The following is a 16,588-nucleotide window of genomic DNA, read 5'->3' on the forward strand; positions in this document are numbered from 1 at the left end:
TGCGGTTCTTAGTCCTCGAGGTCCACTTCGCGGACCATCTCGGCGCCGATTCCGGCCTTGATGGCGTCCAGGACCTGCTGCGGAACGGAACTGTCGATGGTGAGCAGTGCCAGTACCTGCCCGCCCTCAGCCTGCCGCGCCACCTGCATTCCGGCGATGTTGATGTTGTTCATGCCCAGGATGTGGCCGATGGTGCCGATCACTCCGGGGCGGTCGGCATAGGCCACCACCACAAGGTGCTCGCTGATGGGGATCTCCACGTCATAGCCGTTGAGGCCAACCAGCTTCTCCACCTGCTTGGGGCCAGTCAGGGTGCCGGCCACGGAGATCTGGGAGCCGTCGCTCAAAGCACCCCGGATGGTCAGGACGTTGCGGTAGTCCTCGGCGTCCGGCGTCGTAATCAGGCGGACATTGATGCCGCGCTGTTCCGCGATGACGGGGGCGTTGACGTAGGAAACCTGCTCGGTGACAACGTCGGCGAAGATGCCCTTGAGGGCCGCAAGTTCCAGGACCTTGACGTCCAGGGCGGCGATCTCGCCGGCTACTTCGACATCGATCTGGGTCAGCGAGGCGTGCGTCAGGGCGGTGAAGATGCGGCCCAGCTTTTCGATCAGCGGGATGCCCGGGCGGACGTCGGGGGCGATCACGCCGCCGGCGACGTTGACGGCGTCCGGAACCAGCTCGCCGGCCAGGGCCAGGCGTACGGACCTGGCAACCGAGACGCCTGCCTTTTCCTGCGCCTCGTCGGTGGAGGCACCGAGGTGCGGGGTGACCACAACGTTGTCGAGGGCGAAGAACGGCAGGTCCGTGCTGGGCTCCTTGACAAAAACGTCCACCGCGGCGCCGGCGATCTGCCGGTCCTGGAGGGCAGCGTAGAGGGCTTCCTCATCGATAAGGCCACCGCGGGCAACGTTGACCACGTAGGCGGTGGACTTCATCTTGGTGAATGCATCTGCGCCGAGCATGCCCACGGTTTCCGGCGTCTTGGGCATGTGGATGGTGACGAAGTCAGCCTGGCTCAGGAGCTCATCCAGGGTGACGAGCCTGACGCCAAGCTGTGCAGCGCGGGCCGAGGTGATGTAGGGGTCGTACGCGAGGATCTCCGTTTCGAAACCCTGGAGGCGGGCGGCCACGAGGGCGCCGATGCGGCCCAGGCCGATGATGCCGACCTTCTTTTCGAACAGTTCGATTCCGGTGTACTTGGAGCGCTTCCACTCACCGTTCTTCAGGGCCGCGCTGGCCTGCGGAATGTGGCGGGCCAGGCTGAGGATGTGCCCAACGGTCAGTTCTGCCGCGGAGACGATGTTCGACGTCGGAGCGTTGACCACCATGACCCCGGCCTGCGTGGCGGCCTTGATGTCCACGTTGTCCAGGCCCACGCCGGCGCGGGCGATGACCTTGAGGTTCTTGGCCGCGGCAATGGCTTCGGCGTCCACCTGCGTGGCGGAGCGGACCAGGATGGCGTCGACGTCGGCGATCGCAGACAGCAGCTGGGAACGGTCGGCGCCGTCGGTCTGGCGGATTTCAAAGTCCGGGCCGAGGGCCTCGACGGTGGCGGGCGAAAGTTCTTCGGCGAGCAGTACTACGGGTTTTGACACGGCTGATCCTCTGCGTTGCAGTCCTGGGGGGATATAACAAGTCTAGGCCGACGGAAAGGCCGGGCCCACATTGTGAAGTGTGAACCCGGCCTTGTCCGGTGCCGGGGCTATGCGAAAAGCATGGCCTAGCGGGCTACGGAGCCCTCGGTGTAGTCGTCGTTGGTCTTGATCCAGGAGAACAGCTTGCGCAGTTCACGGCCGGTGGCCTCGATGGGGTGGTCTTCACCCTTCTTGCGCAGCTCGGCGAACTCGGGAGCTCCGGCGTCCTGGTCGTCGATGAAGCGCTTGGCGAAGGCACCGCTCTGGATGTCCGCGAGGACAGCCTTCATGTTTTCCTTCACCTCGGGGGTGATGACGCGCGGGCCGGAGACGTAGTCGCCGTATTCGGCGGTGTCGGAAACGCTCCAGCGCTGCTTGGCGATGCCGCCCTCGACCATCAGGTCAACGATGAGCTTGAGCTCGTGGAGGACCTCGAAGTAGGCCACCTCCGGCTTGTAGCCGGCCTCGGTGAGGGTTTCGAAGCCGTACTGGATGAGCTGCGAGGCGCCGCCGCAAAGGACAGCCTGCTCGCCGAACAGGTCAGTTTCGGTCTCTTCGGTGAAGGTGGTTTCGATGACGCCCGCACGGGTGCCGCCGATGGCCTTGGCGTAGGACAGTGCCAGTTCCTTGGCCTTGCCTGAAGCGTTCTGCTCCACGGCAATGAGGTCGGGAACGCCGCGGCCGGCTTCGAATTCGCGGCGCACGATGTGGCCCGGGCCTTTCGGTGCAACCAGGGCGACGTCAACGTCAGCCGGCGGCTGGATGTAGCCGTAGCGGATGTTGAAGCCGTGGCCGAAGAACAGGGCGTCGCCGGCCTGCAGGTTGGGGGCAATGTCTTCCGCGTAAACGTGGCGCTGGACCTGGTCCGGGGTGAGGACCATGATGAGGTCGGCCTCGGCAACTGCCTCGGCAACGTTCAGGACACGCAGGCCCTCGGCCTCGGCCTTGGCACGGGACTTGGAGCCTTCCTTCAGGCCGACGCGGACGTCGACGCCGGAATCGCGCAGGCTGAGGGCGTGCGCGTGGCCCTGGGATCCGTAACCGATGACGGCGACGGTGCGGCCCTGGATGATCGACAGGTCGGCGTCGTCGTCGTAGAACATTTCAGTCACTTTGGGTGTCTCCTTTTGAGTGGATTCTCTGGTGTAAATAGTCTTGCTGCGGTACTGCACGGGCTTTTCGCTCGTAGGACTGCTCTGGGCTGTGTCCTACGCGGAGCGCAATGCCCTGTCACTCATGGAGCGGGATCCCCGTCCAACGGCCAAGGTGCCGGACTGCACAATTTCGCGGATGCCGAAGGGCTCGAGCACTGAGAGCAGCGCGGTGAGCTTTTCGGGGTGGCCTGTTGCTTCAATGACTACGGAGTCTGTGGAGACGTCAACCACTGAAGCACGGAACAGGTCTGCAGCCTGGGTCACCTGCAGACGAGTTGCGGCATCCGCACGTACCTTGACCAGGATGTGGTCTCGCTGTACGGAAGATTCGGAGGTCAGCTCAACGATCTTGATCACGTTGACCAGTTTGTTGAGCTGCTTGGTGATCTGTTCAATCAGGTCACCATCGGCGTCGACGACGACGGTCATCCGGGACATGCCCGGAACTTCCGTCGGTCCAACGGCCAGGGAGTTGATGTTAAAGGCACGGCGTGCAAAAAGGCTAGCAACGCGGGTCAGTACACCGGGTTTGTCTTCGACCAGAACGGACAGTGTGTGGCGGCTCATGATCAGTCCTCCTCTTCCCATTCCGGGGTCATGTTGCGGGCAACCTGGATTTGGTCGTTGCTTACTCCGGCGGGCACCATCGGCCACACCATGGAGTTGGGGCTCACCACAAAATCGATGACGACGGGGCGGTCGTTGATCTCGAGTGCCTTCTGGATGGTGGCGTCGATGTCCTCGTCGCGTTCGCAGCGGAAGGAGGCGCAGCCGTAGGCGTCAGCCAGCTTGACGAAGTCCGGGATGCGGACGGTGTCGTGCCCTGTATTCAGGTCGGTATTGGAGTAGCGGCCTTCATAGAACAGCGTCTGCCACTGGCGGACCATGCCCAGGGACGAGTTGTTGATGATGGCAACCTTGATGGGGATCTTGTTGATCGCGCACGTGGCCAGTTCCTGGTTGGTCATCTGGAAGCAGCCGTCGCCGTCGATTGCCCACACCACCCGGTCCGGGTCCCCCACCTTGGCACCCATGGCGGCCGGTACGGCATAGCCCATGGTGCCGGCCCCGCCAGAGTTGAGCCAGGCGTGCGGACGCTCGTACTTGATGAACTGGGCAGCCCACATCTGGTGCTGGCCAACGCCGGCAACGTAGATGCCCTCGGGCCCGGTCAGGGCTCCGATCCGCTCGATGACCCGCTGCGGGGCGCTGAGTCCGTCATCCGGTTCCGTCCAGCCCAGCGGATAGGTTTCCTTCAGGTTGTTCAGGAAGGCCCACCAGGTGGTGAGGTCGGGGACGCCGGACGTGTCGAACTGGGTGCGGACAGCTTCCGTGAGTTCGGGGATGATTTCCTTGACCGACCCCACAATGGGCACGTCCGCCGTACGGTTCTTGGAGATCTCCGCCGGATCGATATCGGCATGGATCACCTTGGCGTTCGGAGCGAAGGTCTTCAGGATGCCTGTCACGCGGTCGTCAAAGCGGGCGCCCAGGGTGATGAGGAGGTCGGACTGCTGCAGGGCGGTCACGGCGGACACCGTGCCGTGCATGCCGGGCATGCCCACGTGCTGCGGGTGGGAGTCGGGGAACACGCCGCGGGCCATCAGGGTGGTGACCACCGGCGCTCCGGTGAGTTCGGCCAGTTCACGGAGCTCGGCTGAAGCGTGCGCCTTGACCACGCCGCCGCCCACGTACAGGACAGGCTTGGTGGCCGCCGCGATCAGCTTTGCCGCTTCGCGGACCTGCTTGTTGTGTCCCCGGGTGACGGGGCGGTAGCCCGGAAGATCCACCTTCGGGGGCCAGGAGAACGTCATCTGGCCCTGCTGGGCGTCCTTGGCAACGTCCACCAGCACCGGGCCGGGCCGGCCGCTGGAAGCCAGGTGGAAGGCCTCGGCCATCACATGCGGGATGTCGTTGGGGTTGGTCACCAGGAAGGAATGCTTGGTGATCGGCATGGTGATGCCGACGATGTCCGCTTCCTGGAACGCGTCAGTGCCAATGACGCCGCTGGACACCTGGCCGGTGATGGCCACGAGCGGCACGGAGTCCATGTGGGCGTCCATGATGGCAGTAACGAGGTTGGTTGCACCGGGGCCGGAGGTGGCAATGCACACACCCACCCTTCCGGTAACCATGGCATAGCCTTGCGCGGCGTGGCCGGCTCCCTGTTCGTGACGGACCAGAACGTGATTCATGCTGGAGGCCATCAAGGGGTCGTAGGTAGGCAGGATCGCGCCACCGGGCAAACCAAAAATGTCGTCGACGCCGAGTTCTTCGAGCGAGCGGACAATAGCTTCTGAGCCGGTCATCACCGTTGGGGGTACAACGTTGTTCGGCCCAAGGACAGGAGAGACTGCAGCAAGGTCGGTGACAACAGCGACGGCGTCAGCCGATCGGTCGGCACGTTCCGGAGCCTTGTGGGCTCCAGCGGACTTAGTAGCCATCAGCGAGGGGCTGATCGGCGATCCTTTGCTCATCGGACTCTTCCTTGTGGATCATCTTTATTCTTGGAAACTGCGGGAAATAAAAAAACCCCTCAGCCTGGCGGCTCTTCGAGGGGTTTGCGCGTGACGGTTCGTTACCAGTCGGGCTATTGAGCCACGCGCCTGGTAAGGACGACTACTGCATCTGCAGCAGTGCAGCCGGTAACGAACGAGATCATGCGTTCAGTTTTCCCTCTGGCGGGATACGTGTCAATGTGACCTTACCGCATCTCACCATGTGGACGTCATTGTCCACGAGCTGGCGCCCTCCCCCAACTAGGTCGCGCTAACTGTCGTATTGAGCGCTCAAAACGACAGTTAGCGCTATCTAGTTGGGTTTGGCCGCCGCGTACGTGCTTGCTACCCGCAGTATGCGCCGGTGGAAGCGCTGTGCACCAGCTTGGCATACTTGGCCAGGACACCCTTGGTGTACCTGGCCGGCAGCGGCTCCCAGCCGACCCGCCGGGATACCAGTTCCGCCTCATCAACGAGCAGGTCGAAGCTGCGGGCCGCGATGTCAACGCGGATCCTGTCCCCGTCCTTGACGAAGGCGATGGGGCCGCCGTCGACGGCTTCGGGGGCGACGTGGCCGATGCACAGGCCGGTGGTGCCGCCGGAGAAACGGCCGTCGGTGAGGAGCAGGACGTCCTTGCCCAGCCCGGCGCCCTTGATGGCACCGGTGATGGCGAGCATTTCGCGCATGCCCGGGCCGCCCTTGGGGCCTTCGTAGCGGATGACCACAACGTCACCCTTCTGGATGTCGCCCTTGTCCAGCGCATCCAGGGCACCCTGCTCGCGCTCGAACACCCGAGCTGTGCCTTCGAAGACGTCGGCGTCAAATCCTGCGCTCTTAACCACGGCGCCTTCGGGGGCCATGGTGCCGTGCAGGATGGTGATGCCGCCGGTCTTGTGGATCGGGTTGTCCAGGGCGCGCAGGATCTTGCCGTCGAGGTCCGGCGGGTTGATCGCTTCGAGGTTTTCCGCGACTGTTTTGCCGGTGACGGTGAGGCAGTCGCCGTGCAGCAGGCCGGCGTCGAGCAGTGCACGCATGATGACCGGCACGCCGCCGATCTTGTCGACGTCGGTCATGACGTAGCGGCCGAACGGCTTCAGGTCGCCCAGGTGCGGGATCTTGTCGCCGATGCGGTTGAAATCGTCCAGGGTGAGCTCGACTTCGGCTTCGCGGGCGATGGCCAGCAGGTGCAGGACGGCGTTGGTGGAGCCGCCGAAGGCCATGGTCACGGCGATGGCGTTCTCGAAAGCCTTCTTGGTCATGATGTCCCGGGCAGTGATGCCGAGGCGGAGCAGGTTCACCACAGCCTCGCCGGACTTGCGGGCAAACTCATCACGACGGCGGTCTGCCGAGGGCGGCGCCGCTGAGCCGGGAAGGGACATGCCCAGGGCTTCGCCGATGCAGGCCATGGTGTTGGCCGTGTACATGCCGCCGCAGGCACCCTCGCCCGGACAGATGGCCTTTTCGATGCGCTCCAGGTCGCCCAGGCTCATCTTGCCCGCGGCACAGGCACCCACGGCCTCGAAGGCGTCGATCAGGGTGACTTCCTTCTCGGAGCCGTCCTCCAGCTTGACCCAGCCCGGCATGATGGAGCCGGCGTAGAGGAAGACGCTGGCCAGGTCCAGGCGGGCCGCGGCCATCAGCATGCCCGGGAGGGACTTGTCGCAGCCGGCCAGAAGCACGGAGCCGTCGATCCGCTCGGCCTGCATCACGGTTTCCACGGAGTCGGCGATGACCTCGCGGGAGACCAGGGAGAAGTGCATGCCCTCGTGCCCCATGGAGATGCCGTCCGAAACGGAGATGGTGCCAAACTGCATGGGGAACCCGCCGCCGGCGTGGACGCCTTCCTTGGCGCCCTGGGCCAATCGGTTCAGGGAAAGGTTGCAGGGAGTGATTTCATTCCAGGAACTCGCGACGCCGATCTGCGGCTTGGCAAAGTCATCGTCACCCATGCCCACCGCGCGGAACATGCCGCGCGCGGGCGCTGCGTGGATTCCGTCGGTAACCACACGGCTGCGGGGCTTGATGTCTGGCTTGTTCTGGGTCGCGATCTGGGTGTCCTCACTCATGGGTCAAAGTCTATGGCTCGAATCAGGGGCCCAACGACACGGAACGGTCTGTTAAGTCCAAATCGAGCCCAAATCAGAGAATATTTCGATCATATGGTGGACGCGCGTCTCACATATTGAGATTCAAACTTGGCGGGATACTTCAGCGCGTGTCAGGACTCACCGGCGCAGCGCCGTCGGCCACTGATGCCGCTTCAAGCTTGAGCATCTCCAGAACCTCCCGGACAGTGGTCCTGGCAGCGACGTCGGGGCGGGCCAGCGCCACGATGGTGCGCCTGGCGGGGACGCCCACCAACGGACGGAGCACAAAGCCCCGGCCCTGATTGGCTGCGGAGGTATACCTCGGCAGGAGCGAAAGCCCGTGGCCTGCACTGACGAGCGCTTCAAGAACCCTGAGGTCCGGAAACAGCTGCGCCCTGATGACGGTTGAGCCTGCCTGTTTTTCGATCTGGCGAAGAACAGCGTCGAACGGGAAGCCGTCCGGTACACCCATCCAGGGGTAGCCAACCACGTCCCTGGCGGTCACCCGCGGCCTGCCCGCCAATGGATGGCCGGCCTGCATAGCGACGTCAAGCGGTTCATTGAGCAGCGGAACCACCACCAGGCCGTGCGTGGAAAAGACCTCTGGCCCGTCCACGCTGTGGGCCAGGACAATGTCGTAGTCCGCTGCCAGCCCTGCAAACCCGGCAACTCCCGGATCCTCAAAATGGGCCTCAAAGTGCATCCCCTCGATGGCCTTCACCCGGTGCAGGAGGCCCGGCAGGAACATTTCAGCAGCACTAGGGAAAAAGGCTGCCCTGATGTGGGCCTGCCAGCCCTGCCGGTAGGTGTCGATAGTGGCCTCGGCCCTGGCCATGGCAGTGGAGACGTCCGCCGCAGCGGATGCCATCGCCTGGCCGGCCTCGGTCAGCCGTACTCCCCTGCCGGACTTTTCCATCAGGACCACACCCAGTTCATCCTGCAGGGTCCTGAGCTGTTGCGACACGGCGGACGGGGTGACATGCATGGCTTCCGCCGTGGCGCCCACCGAACCCCGGTCGGCAAGTTCACGCAGAATCCGGAGCCGCTTAAAGTCCATGGAGTGAGGCTACGCCACAGCCGGCCTGCTCCCTTGCCGGGGCGAACAGACGACCACCGGAGCGGGCCGTCAACGGAAAGGCGAAGTCTCTGTTATCCAGGCGCCGCTTCAGCCTGACCTGCGGATACAGGAGCAGGACACAAACCTAGACAGTCCAGTCCGGGCCGACGTACCGTCGGGGAACGGCAACCTTGCCATCCGGACCGAAGGGCTCTGTTATGGATTTTGTCTTCTGGATTATTCTCATTGTGCTGATCGTCGGTGTTGTCTGGTGGCTGCTGAACCGCAGCAGGTCCGCGAATACCAGTGACTCCGGGAGCCGTACCGGAGGAGTGCGGGCCGACGGCGCCCTTGAGGGAGGCAGCGCCGCAGCCTCCGCCGAGGCGGCGGCCACCACTGGAATCGCCGGCGCCGCGGGTTTTGGCCGGCCTGCCGAACCCGCTCCCCCGACGACGGCGGATGAGGCGCCGGAGCTGTCCACCGCCGCCGGGCGGGACACTGAGCCCGTCCGGCATCCTGCTACGGCAGGACCCGCCGCTTCCCCCTCCCACGGCCCGATGGTCGGCGGCAACGAGGCAACAGGCGACGCGGCGCACACCACCGGCACCGCCGCTGAAGCTGAACGTGAGACCGCGGCTGAAGCTGGGACAGGGGCTGAACCTGGGTCCGGGGCCGAAGCCGGCGGGCCTGGCCAGGAACCGGGGCCCGGGCTGGAGGAAACGCGGATCCAGGAGGACGATCGACTCCAGGAGGAGGCGCAGCGGCAGGAGGATGCGCGGATCCAGGAGGAGGCGCGGCGGCAGGCGGAGAAGCGCCGGGAGGAAGATGCGGCCGAGTGGGAGACCCAGTGGTCCGAAGCCAGCGGATCCACCGCAGTGCCGCGGACGGAGGCTCCGCAGGGAGATCTGTCCCAGGGAAGCGAGGGTGAATCGTCCGGCGCCACAGCCCACGTACACAACCCGGAATACACCGGCCCCCATTCACCCACCCTTCCGGGTGCTGAAACTGCAGCCCTTGAAGATGCTGACGCCGTTGCCATGCCGGCTGAGGGGGCAGGTGCAAAGGCCGGCGTCGAAGGCCGCCCGGCCGATGACACCGCTACCGCCGGGCGCATGGCACAACCGGACGTGCCTGACAACGCAGCCGCGACGGAGACACTGGACCGGACGCAGTCATCAGCAGCTGTCGAAACCTCAGCGAGCCACACAGCAGAACCGCAGGAGGCCGACGCGGAACGCGCACCAGGCGCCGAGCCTTCCAGCCATCTGGACGCAGAGGAGCCATACGGCCAGGGCTCGGCATCACCCGCCCCTGACGGCAGCGGTCCAGCGGACTACACCGTCAAAGGTGACGCCGCCACCATGACCTACTACGAGGAGGGGCATCCGGACTATGAGCAGACCCGGGCCGGAGTCTGGTTTGAATCGCCGGCACATGCCGAGGCTGCCGGCTTCCGGGCTCCGCGAAGGAAACGGCTTTAGCACTTCTCCGTTGCCTTTGCGCCGGCTTGCCGTTGCCGCCGCCATGCCTCTGTGCCTGGCACTGCTGCTTGCCTGCTGCACTGGTGAAGGCAATGGCGTGCCCACCGGCAGCACCAGTACCGCTACTGGCACCGGCACTGATTCAAATACCAGTGCGATCCCCAGCACCGGCACCCCTTCCGCACCACAGGTGGTGGAACAACTGGACCTGCAACTTGAGATCCCGTGGGCCGCCGTCTTTTTACCGAACGGAACCGCAGTCATCTCGGAGCGGGACTCGGCCCTTCTCAAGGCTGTCCGTAAAGGCAGCGCGACCGGCATCGGGCAGGTCCCCGGCGTGGAGCCGGGCGGCGAAGGTGGCCTCCTGGGGCTCGCGGTGTCGCCCGCCTTCGCCACGGACCATTACCTTTACGTCTATTTCACCGCCGAGCAGGATAACCGGATTGCCCGGGTAGACCTCCGGGAAGGGGCCGACGGGTCGCTGTCCCTGAGCGAAACGGAGGTCATCTTTACCGGCATCCCCAAGGCGTCCACCCACAACGGCGGCAGGATCAGGTTTGGCCCCGATGGTTTCCTGTATGTGGGAACCGGTGACTCGCAGCGGCGGAATCAACCCCAGGACTCCAACGCCCTGGGCGGCAAGATCCTGAGGCTGACGCCTGACGGGGACCCCGCTCCCGGAAACCCGTTCGGCAACGCCGTCTACAGCCTGGGGCACCGGAACGTCCAGGGCTTGGCGTGGGACAGTGCCGGGCGGTTCTGGGCCAGTGAATTTGGACCGGACGTCAACGATGAACTGAACCTGATCCAGCCGGGCGGCAACTACGGATGGCCGGAAGTGACCGGCGCCCCGGGCAGGGAAGGCTTCATCGACGCAAAAGTTGTGTGGCCTTCCACGGCAGATTCTTCCCCCAGTGGCCTGGAGATTGTTGGTTCCACTGCCTACCTCGGGGCACTGCGCGGCCAGCGGCTCTGGACGGTCCCCCTCGATGGTGAGAACGCCGGCACACCTGTGGCGTACTTCACTCGTGAATATGGGCGGATCAGGGACGTCGTAAGGTCTCCGGACGGGCGATTTTGGCTCCTGAGCAACAACCAAAACCCTGATTTTGTGCTGGTTCTGGCCGCTCCCGGGTGAACGCCCGAAAGGGGTATCCGTTCGATTTCACTTGGACTGAAAGTTCGTGTAGAGTTTCATGTCGTTGCGGAGATCAACGGGGAAAGAAAAAGCCCCCGGAGATCGAAACAAAAGATGCACCTCTAGCTCAATTGGCAGAGCAATTGACTCTTAATCAATGGGTTCCGGGTTCAAGTCCCGGGGGGTGCACCACGGACCCCGTCTTCATAGGCCACAAGCCATGAAGACGGGGTTTTTTCTTTCCCTTCTGTCTTTTAGAGCGTGACGCGGTAGACCTTTAGAGCGTGACGCGGTAGACGTGGTGGGTGTACTCGGCTGCGAAGCTGTCAGAGAACCTGCCGTCCATCACAGGCAATGTGCGGCCCTCGCCAACTACCTCCACCGATGTCCCGGTAATACCCTTCGGGAGAGTAAAGGTCCGCTCGCCCGGTGCAGAGGTTTCCTCACCGCTTGGCATAGCGAAAATGTAGGCCGCGCCCTCATGGGTTTTCAGCATGGTGTCCAGGTTCGGCCCGAATGTGTGCACGTACGATTGCGTGTTCAAGATGGGTGCGAGGGACTTGATCTTGAGGTTTATTTCCCTCATGCCCGCGATGTTGTCCGCCATGCAATGGTTCGGGTCGACCTGGACCTGACGGATCAGGTTACCCCCGGTGCAGGCGCCGTTGAATGACTGATTGAAGTAGACCACGCCGCGGGCCTCGTTGATGATGCCGTTCATGACAGCGCCCTGGATCTCGGCCGGGGAGATGTACTCGTTGGAGGCTGTTGATTCCGTGCCGCCTCCCATGAGTTCAACGAAGACGTACACCGGCTGAAGGATGCCGTCCGAAGCCACCCGCTCACGTACTGATTTGACCATTTTCCCGTAGCTGGAGGCGGTGCGGCAGTGGGATTCATTGACAGGAACGAATGACCAGTCCACGTACGGCCTGTCGCTGCAATGGGTGTCCGTGTACCAGTACCCGTCAACGGAGACGGGGCCGTCCACCATGTTCACGTAGGTGTTGCCGGCAGTGATCTGGTCATTGTTGTATTTGCTGGCGACGACGGCGGTGAAGTTGTTGTACTTCATCCTTCCCGTGTCTCCGTATTCGTCAATGATCCGCTGCAGTTCCGCGATGCCAACTGACGGCGGGTCGTAGCGGCCGTCAATCTCGTCGGGGAGCATGTCGGCAGACCTGGTGCTCTCCGCCGTGGCTTTCGCGCTTTTCAAGTGCCCAATGTAGGTCATTCCGTTCGCCGCCAGAAGATCGGGATCCGAGTCCGGATTGACTTCGAAATAGGTGTTCAGTCCATGCGCCTTGTCGAACTTTACGTTCTCGTCGCTACTGAAGTTGTTCCACCAACTGCCTATGGGGAAGAAGCTGCGGTCTGCCCATCCTGCCGCTTTCGTGACCGGGAATTTCTCGTAGAACGCCGACGCGCCCTCCCATGGCACCCGAGGCAGGTCAAGGACGGGGCTGCCGGAATTCGTCGGTGCCGGACACCCAACCAGTGCCAGTGCCGTGGCGGCAAGCAAGACTAAAAGCTTCTTCATGAAAAATGACCTCCTGCTGTCCCGTTATACCCGCCGTTGACGGCCATGTCGCTGGTTGTATTAGGGTCGCTGCTTGAGGTAGACGTGGCAAGAGCAGCCAGCCCACTAAGTCCTGGAGGTATATCTTTCGGGGCCTAAGCGATCATCAGGGCCGGCAGACCAGGAGGTCCCCTACCTCGCACTCCAGCGCTTCGCAGATGGCAGTCAACGTTGAAAACCGGATGGCTTTGGCGTGATTGTTCTTTAAGACGGAAAGATTCACCAGGCTCACGCCTACCCGCTTGCTTAACTCCGTCAGCGTCACGCCCCGTTCGGTTAGCAACTCATCGAGCCTGCACTGAATAGCTGAAACGTCGTCAGCAGGCATCAGACCAGACCCTCCGTGTCTTTTTGGAGGCGGCGGCCGAATTGGAACACCCCGGCGATCACCAGCAACATCAGCCCCGCCAGGGAAGGAAGCAGATTGATTTCGCCGACAAACACGATCGTTTCCCCGTGAGTGGGTTGATAGGCACCTACAGCTTCGGCCAGCCGCGTCTTGCCGACAGCGCCGAGGAGCTGGCCAACAGTGCTTGCCACGGCAAGGACAATGCCGCACATACCTACGACTACGTCGGACCCGGGAGTGAACAGCCTTTCGCGCATAAACCGGAAGCCAAGGAGGAACACCAGCAGTGCCACGGCAAGGATGCCTACCTGGTTCAACGCTGCAGACCAGGCCAGGAACACGGCTTCATCAACCGGAACGGCAGAGATGGTCAGCTCCATTTCCGTATACCGGCCTTCCGCTCCTGGAACCAGCCCCACGGGGTCCTGACGGGCAGCAGCCAGTGGAACGGTCAAGGTTGTCGGGCCAGATCCCAGGCCCACAACGGCGGTTACGGTGTGAAAAGTGGTACCGATGGCGGCGGCTGCTGAGGCGATCATCAGGAAGAGCGCATCCGCCCTGGACACGATCTTCCTGGTCCGGACTGGACGGTCGGCGCGGCTGCTGGCTTTCATGAATCCCCCAATAAGTTATCGATAAACGTTAATAACGATATTCGATAACTTACGGGCTGCGCAGGGATGGGTCAAGGAGCGGAAGGCGATCCCGCCGGAACCAACAGTGCGGGATCAAGGAAGTCCTTGCGCGGCTCGGCCGGCGCGGCAGGATCCTTTGGACGCGTCAAAGCCGGGATCCCCACTGCGACAGATTGCGCCGGGACGTCCCGCACGACGACGGCGTTTGCACCCACCGCGGAATCATCTCCCACCACCACGGGGCCAAGGATCTTTGCTCCGGCACCCAGCATGACGCGGTTGCCGATGGTTGGGTGCCGCTTCGTCCTGTTCAGCGCCCGGCCACCCAGGGTCACTGCCTGGTACATCAGGACGTCGTCACCTATTTCGGCAGTTTCGCCCACCACTATGCCGGTCCCGTGGTCGATGAAGAGCCGCCTGCCGATGGTGGCGCCGGGATGGATCTCAATCCCGGTGAGGGATCTTGATAGCTGGGAGATGAGGCGGGCCGCACCTTTGAGCCTCCGGTGCTGCCACAGGGCATGCGCCACGCGATGGCTCCAGACAGCGTGGACGCCCGAATATAGGAAAGCCACTGCCAGGAGACTCGACGCCGCTGGATCCTGGTCTTTGGCTGCCTGCAGGTCCTCCCGCAGAAGCAGCATGAAGTTCACTCGCCAGACCTAGGCGAGGGGTGCGCCGTCGACCAATGCCCTGGTTGCAGGAGAAGCGAACTGGCTGGCCAGCTCACGGACTACTGCCTTAAGCTCCTGGCGCAGCGCGTCGGGATCAATGGATGCGGCAGCAAGCACGGAACGCTCCATTTCCACGGCCGCAGCCACTGCTTCCCTGCCACGTTCAGTCAGCGACACAACGTGGCTTCGGCGGTCCGACGTGCTCCGGACACGGGCAATGTGGCCGTGGGTTTCGAGCCTGCTGAGCGTTTTGCCCATAGTTTGGGCCTGAACGCGGACATATTGGGCCAGCTGTGCCTGGGTCATGGGCCCCTGGGCCGCGAGAACCTCAATGGCGATCACACCGGCGTGGGTTAATCCAATGGCGCCGAGCTTTTCATTCCACGAGTGTTCAACGAGACGGGCCGCAGTGGACAAGAGGCGCCCCGTGGGCCAGTGATCCATATCAGGCATACCAGCAAGTATAGCCAAGTGCCGATTCGCACCGGTCCCCTGCACTTACTAAACTGGTGTGTCCCGCCCGCAACCAGGAGATAAACATTGGCAGACAAACTTATGACCGGCGCTGAAGCACCCGCCTTCACCTTGAAGGACTCCTCCGGACAGGACGTCAGCCTTGCCTCGCGGCTCGGGCGCAACACCATCGTTTACTTCTACCCGGCCGCGTCCACACCGGGGTGCACCAAGCAGGCCTGCGACTTCCGCGACAATCTGGCGTCGTTCCAATCTGCCGGTTACGAGGTTCTGGGAATCTCACCCGACCCCGTTGCCAAGCTGGCGGCCTTTGCCGCCAAGGAGACCCTCAGCTTCCCGGTGCTCTCGGATGAGGACCATGTGGTGGCGGAGGCCTACGGTGCCTGGGGTGAAAAGAAGAACTACGGCAAGACTTACCAGGGCCTTATCCGTTCCACGATCGTGGTGGATCCTGAGGGCAAAGTGAAGGTGGCACAGTACAACGTCCGGGCTACCGGGCACGTGGCCAAACTGCGCCGCGACCTCAAGCTTGATGGGTAGCCTGATTCTTCACGCTGAATAATTTCGGAGGGCACGGGCTGACGGGATCCCCGCAGACCCGACGCTACAATGGAACCTGATAACCGCCGTCGTACGTTTTCCCCCGGTCTGGCACCATCGGCCCTGGCCAGCGGCAGCAGTCATCAAGCGCGAGTGGTGAAATTGGCAGACACGCAGGATTTAGGTTCCTGTGCCTTCGGGCGTGGGGGTTCAAGTCCCCCCTTGCGCACAAGCCAGACAAAATCAAGAAGTACAGACAGCACCAAGAAGAATCCCGGGCCCTGCCGCCCGGGATTCTTGCATTTAACCGCCTGCATTTAACCGCCGCTCTGCGGCACCTCCCGGCACCCGTTTTCCGCCGTTTCAAAAAAACTCCTTGAGTTCCACCCATCCGTTGCCGGGCAGTCCCCGAATACCCATTGAGACACCGGCCAGGGGCAGGTGCCCGCAATAACAGTTGGAACCAGAGTCGGAACAAGCCACGCTGCCGGCGGCAAGCATGCGGCGGGCAACACACCGGCACAACCAAGGAGAACCAAAATGCAGTCATTCAAGCGCACAACCTTCACCGTCGCAGGCGTTGCAACTGCAGCCCTGCTCAGCCTGACCGCCTGTGGCGGGACCGCGGCAACGTCGCCGAACTCCTCGGCTCCCGCAGCGGCACCGTCAGAGTCCAGCATGGCGCCATCGCCGTCGGCCAGTTCATCGGCGGCCATGGACCCGGCAGCAAACCTGGTTGGCCCCGGTTGCGCAGGCTACGCGGAAAAGGTCCCCACCGGAGCAGGGTCGGTAGCCGGAATGGCTTTGGACCCCGTTGCGGTGGCCGCTTCAAACAACCCCATCCTGACCACCCTCACAGCTGCCGTGTCCGGCAAGCTGAACCCCAAGGTGAATCTGGTGGACACCCTCAACGGCAGTGAATTCACGGTCTTCGCCCCCGTGGATGACGCTTTCGCCAAGATCGATGCAGCCACCATCGAAACACTCAAGACGGATGACGCCCTCCTGAGCAAAATCCTGACCTACCACGTGGTTCCCGGCCAGATCACCCCTGACAAGATCGCCGGCACCCACGCCACGGTCCAGGGCGGTTCCGTCACCGTGACAGGCAGCAAGGACGCCCTGATGGTGGACGGCGCGAACGTGATCTGCGGCGGAGTCCAGACTGCCAACGCCACGGTCTACCTGATCGACTCGGTGCTGATGCCCAAGTAACGTCAGGGCATAAAAAACTGAGGCCCGGCCTGCACATGCCGGGCCTCAGCCTTGCCCTCAGGTCGGTCA

15 protein-coding genes and 2 tRNA genes are annotated in these 16,588 nt (G+C 63.2%); 6 read left to right on the forward strand and 11 right to left on the reverse strand.

Going from position 1 to position 16,588, the window contains the following annotated elements; all coding sequences use genetic code 11:
• Positions 1–8: 8 nt before the first annotated feature.
• From serA to F8G81_RS14980, 6 genes are all read right to left on the reverse strand, one after another.
• Positions 9–1,598 (reverse strand): phosphoglycerate dehydrogenase, encoded by a 1,590-nt coding sequence (gene serA / locus F8G81_RS14955; RefSeq protein ID WP_267275486.1) that lies wholly within the window; start codon positions 1,596–1,598, stop codon positions 9–11.
• A gap of 125 nt (positions 1,599–1,723) precedes the next feature.
• Positions 1,724–2,749, reverse strand: a complete 1,026-nt coding sequence (ilvC, locus tag F8G81_RS14960; RefSeq protein ID WP_267275487.1) for a ketol-acid reductoisomerase — start codon at positions 2,747–2,749, stop codon at positions 1,724–1,726.
• A 96-nt stretch (positions 2,750–2,845) separates the two neighbouring features.
• A complete protein-coding gene (ilvN, locus tag F8G81_RS14965; protein WP_056628144.1) occupies positions 2,846–3,358 on the reverse strand; it encodes an acetolactate synthase small subunit in 513 nt (170 codons plus the stop codon).
• A gap of 2 nt (positions 3,359–3,360) precedes the next feature.
• Positions 3,361–5,268, reverse strand: coding sequence for an acetolactate synthase large subunit (locus tag F8G81_RS14970; protein ID WP_267275488.1), 1,908 nt, complete (start codon positions 5,266–5,268; stop codon positions 3,361–3,363).
• A gap of 366 nt (positions 5,269–5,634) precedes the next feature.
• The gene (ilvD, locus tag F8G81_RS14975; RefSeq protein WP_267275489.1) at positions 5,635–7,356 is read right to left on the reverse strand and encodes a dihydroxy-acid dehydratase; all 1,722 of its coding nucleotides are present in this window, start codon (positions 7,354–7,356) and stop codon (positions 5,635–5,637) included.
• A gap of 142 nt (positions 7,357–7,498) precedes the next feature.
• Positions 7,499–8,434: a LysR family transcriptional regulator gene (locus F8G81_RS14980; protein ID WP_267275490.1), complete on the reverse strand. Its 936-nt coding sequence runs from the start codon at positions 8,432–8,434 to the stop codon at positions 7,499–7,501.
• 218 nt (positions 8,435–8,652) lie between these two features.
• Here F8G81_RS14980 and F8G81_RS14985 point away from each other — a divergent pair, with 218 nt between their 5' ends.
• The 3 genes from F8G81_RS14985 (at position 8,653) to F8G81_RS14995 (ending at position 11,245) form a co-directional block, all read left to right on the forward strand.
• On the forward strand, positions 8,653–9,915 hold the full coding sequence (locus tag F8G81_RS14985; RefSeq protein ID WP_267275491.1) for a hypothetical protein: 1,263 nt from the start codon (positions 8,653–8,655) through the stop codon (positions 9,913–9,915).
• On the forward strand, positions 9,869–11,053 hold the full coding sequence (locus tag F8G81_RS14990) for a PQQ-dependent sugar dehydrogenase (protein WP_267275492.1): 1,185 nt from the start codon (positions 9,869–9,871) through the stop codon (positions 11,051–11,053). Before F8G81_RS14985 ends, F8G81_RS14990 begins: the two co-directional genes overlap by 47 nt.
• 116 nt (positions 11,054–11,169) lie before the next feature.
• Positions 11,170–11,245, forward strand: a tRNA-Lys gene (locus tag F8G81_RS14995).
• Positions 11,246–11,330: 85 nt separating this feature from the next.
• Here the strand turns inward: F8G81_RS14995 and F8G81_RS15000 are convergent.
• The 5 genes from F8G81_RS15000 to F8G81_RS15020 form a co-directional block, all read right to left on the reverse strand.
• Positions 11,331–12,593 carry a hypothetical protein gene (locus tag F8G81_RS15000; protein WP_267275493.1) on the reverse strand — a complete coding sequence of 421 codons (1,263 nt, stop codon included), beginning with the start codon at positions 12,591–12,593 and terminating at the stop codon, positions 11,331–11,333.
• 145 nt (positions 12,594–12,738) lie between these two features.
• Positions 12,739–12,960 carry a helix-turn-helix domain-containing protein gene (locus tag F8G81_RS15005; RefSeq protein WP_267275494.1) on the reverse strand — a complete coding sequence of 74 codons (222 nt, stop codon included), beginning with the start codon at positions 12,958–12,960 and terminating at the stop codon, positions 12,739–12,741.
• On the reverse strand, positions 12,960–13,595 hold the full coding sequence (locus F8G81_RS15010) for a hypothetical protein (RefSeq protein ID WP_267275495.1): 636 nt from the start codon (positions 13,593–13,595) through the stop codon (positions 12,960–12,962). The genes F8G81_RS15005 and F8G81_RS15010 overlap by 1 nt, the downstream gene beginning before the upstream one ends.
• Positions 13,596–13,666: 71 nt before the next feature.
• Positions 13,667–14,269 (reverse strand): serine O-acetyltransferase EpsC, encoded by a 603-nt coding sequence (epsC, locus tag F8G81_RS15015; protein ID WP_267275496.1) that lies wholly within the window; start codon positions 14,267–14,269, stop codon positions 13,667–13,669.
• 9 nt (positions 14,270–14,278) lie between these two features.
• Complete coding sequence (locus F8G81_RS15020; RefSeq protein WP_267279241.1) at positions 14,279–14,734, reverse strand: MarR family winged helix-turn-helix transcriptional regulator; 456 nt, start codon at positions 14,732–14,734, stop codon at positions 14,279–14,281.
• A 96-nt stretch (positions 14,735–14,830) separates the two neighbouring features.
• On the opposite strand from F8G81_RS15020, the gene bcp reads away from it, so the two are divergent.
• The 3 genes from bcp to F8G81_RS15035 all read left to right on the forward strand — a co-directional run bounded on the left by bcp (position 14,831) and on the right by F8G81_RS15035 (position 16,519).
• Positions 14,831–15,304: a thioredoxin-dependent thiol peroxidase gene (gene bcp / locus F8G81_RS15025; RefSeq protein ID WP_267275497.1), complete on the forward strand. Its 474-nt coding sequence runs from the start codon at positions 14,831–14,833 to the stop codon at positions 15,302–15,304.
• A gap of 147 nt (positions 15,305–15,451) precedes the next feature.
• A tRNA-Leu gene (locus F8G81_RS15030) sits at positions 15,452–15,533 on the forward strand.
• A 311-nt stretch (positions 15,534–15,844) separates the two neighbouring features.
• On the forward strand, positions 15,845–16,519 hold the full coding sequence (locus F8G81_RS15035; RefSeq protein ID WP_267275498.1) for a fasciclin domain-containing protein: 675 nt from the start codon (positions 15,845–15,847) through the stop codon (positions 16,517–16,519).
• Positions 16,520–16,588 lie beyond the last annotated feature (69 nt).

This window comes from Arthrobacter sp. CDRTa11 (assembly GCF_026427775.1).
Lineage (GTDB): Bacteria > Actinomycetota > Actinomycetes > Actinomycetales > Micrococcaceae > Arthrobacter.

Coding starts and splice junctions, on each gene's coding strand:
- F8G81_RS15005 (WP_267275494.1), bottom strand. CDS start 12,960: ATGCCTGCTGACGACGTTTCAGCTATTCAGTGCAGGCTCGATGAGTTG.
- F8G81_RS14990 (WP_267275492.1), top strand. CDS start 9,869: ATGCCGAGGCTGCCGGCTTCCGGGCTCCGCGAAGGAAACGGCTTTAGC.
- F8G81_RS14980 (WP_267275490.1), bottom strand. CDS start 8,434: ATGGACTTTAAGCGGCTCCGGATTCTGCGTGAACTTGCCGACCGGGGT.
- F8G81_RS15035 (WP_267275498.1), top strand. CDS start 15,845: ATGCAGTCATTCAAGCGCACAACCTTCACCGTCGCAGGCGTTGCAACT.
- F8G81_RS14985 (WP_267275491.1), top strand. CDS start 8,653: ATGGATTTTGTCTTCTGGATTATTCTCATTGTGCTGATCGTCGGTGTT.
- F8G81_RS15000 (WP_267275493.1), bottom strand. CDS start 12,593: ATGAAGAAGCTTTTAGTCTTGCTTGCCGCCACGGCACTGGCACTGGTT.
- F8G81_RS14970 (WP_267275488.1), bottom strand. CDS start 5,268: ATGAGCAAAGGATCGCCGATCAGCCCCTCGCTGATGGCTACTAAGTCC.
- F8G81_RS15010 (WP_267275495.1), bottom strand. CDS start 13,595: ATGAAAGCCAGCAGCCGCGCCGACCGTCCAGTCCGGACCAGGAAGATC.
- F8G81_RS15020 (WP_267279241.1), bottom strand. CDS start 14,734: ATGGATCACTGGCCCACGGGGCGCCTCTTGTCCACTGCGGCCCGTCTC.
- ilvD (WP_267275489.1), bottom strand. CDS start 7,356: ATGAGTGAGGACACCCAGATCGCGACCCAGAACAAGCCAGACATCAAG.
- ilvN (WP_056628144.1), bottom strand. CDS start 3,358: ATGAGCCGCCACACACTGTCCGTTCTGGTCGAAGACAAACCCGGTGTA.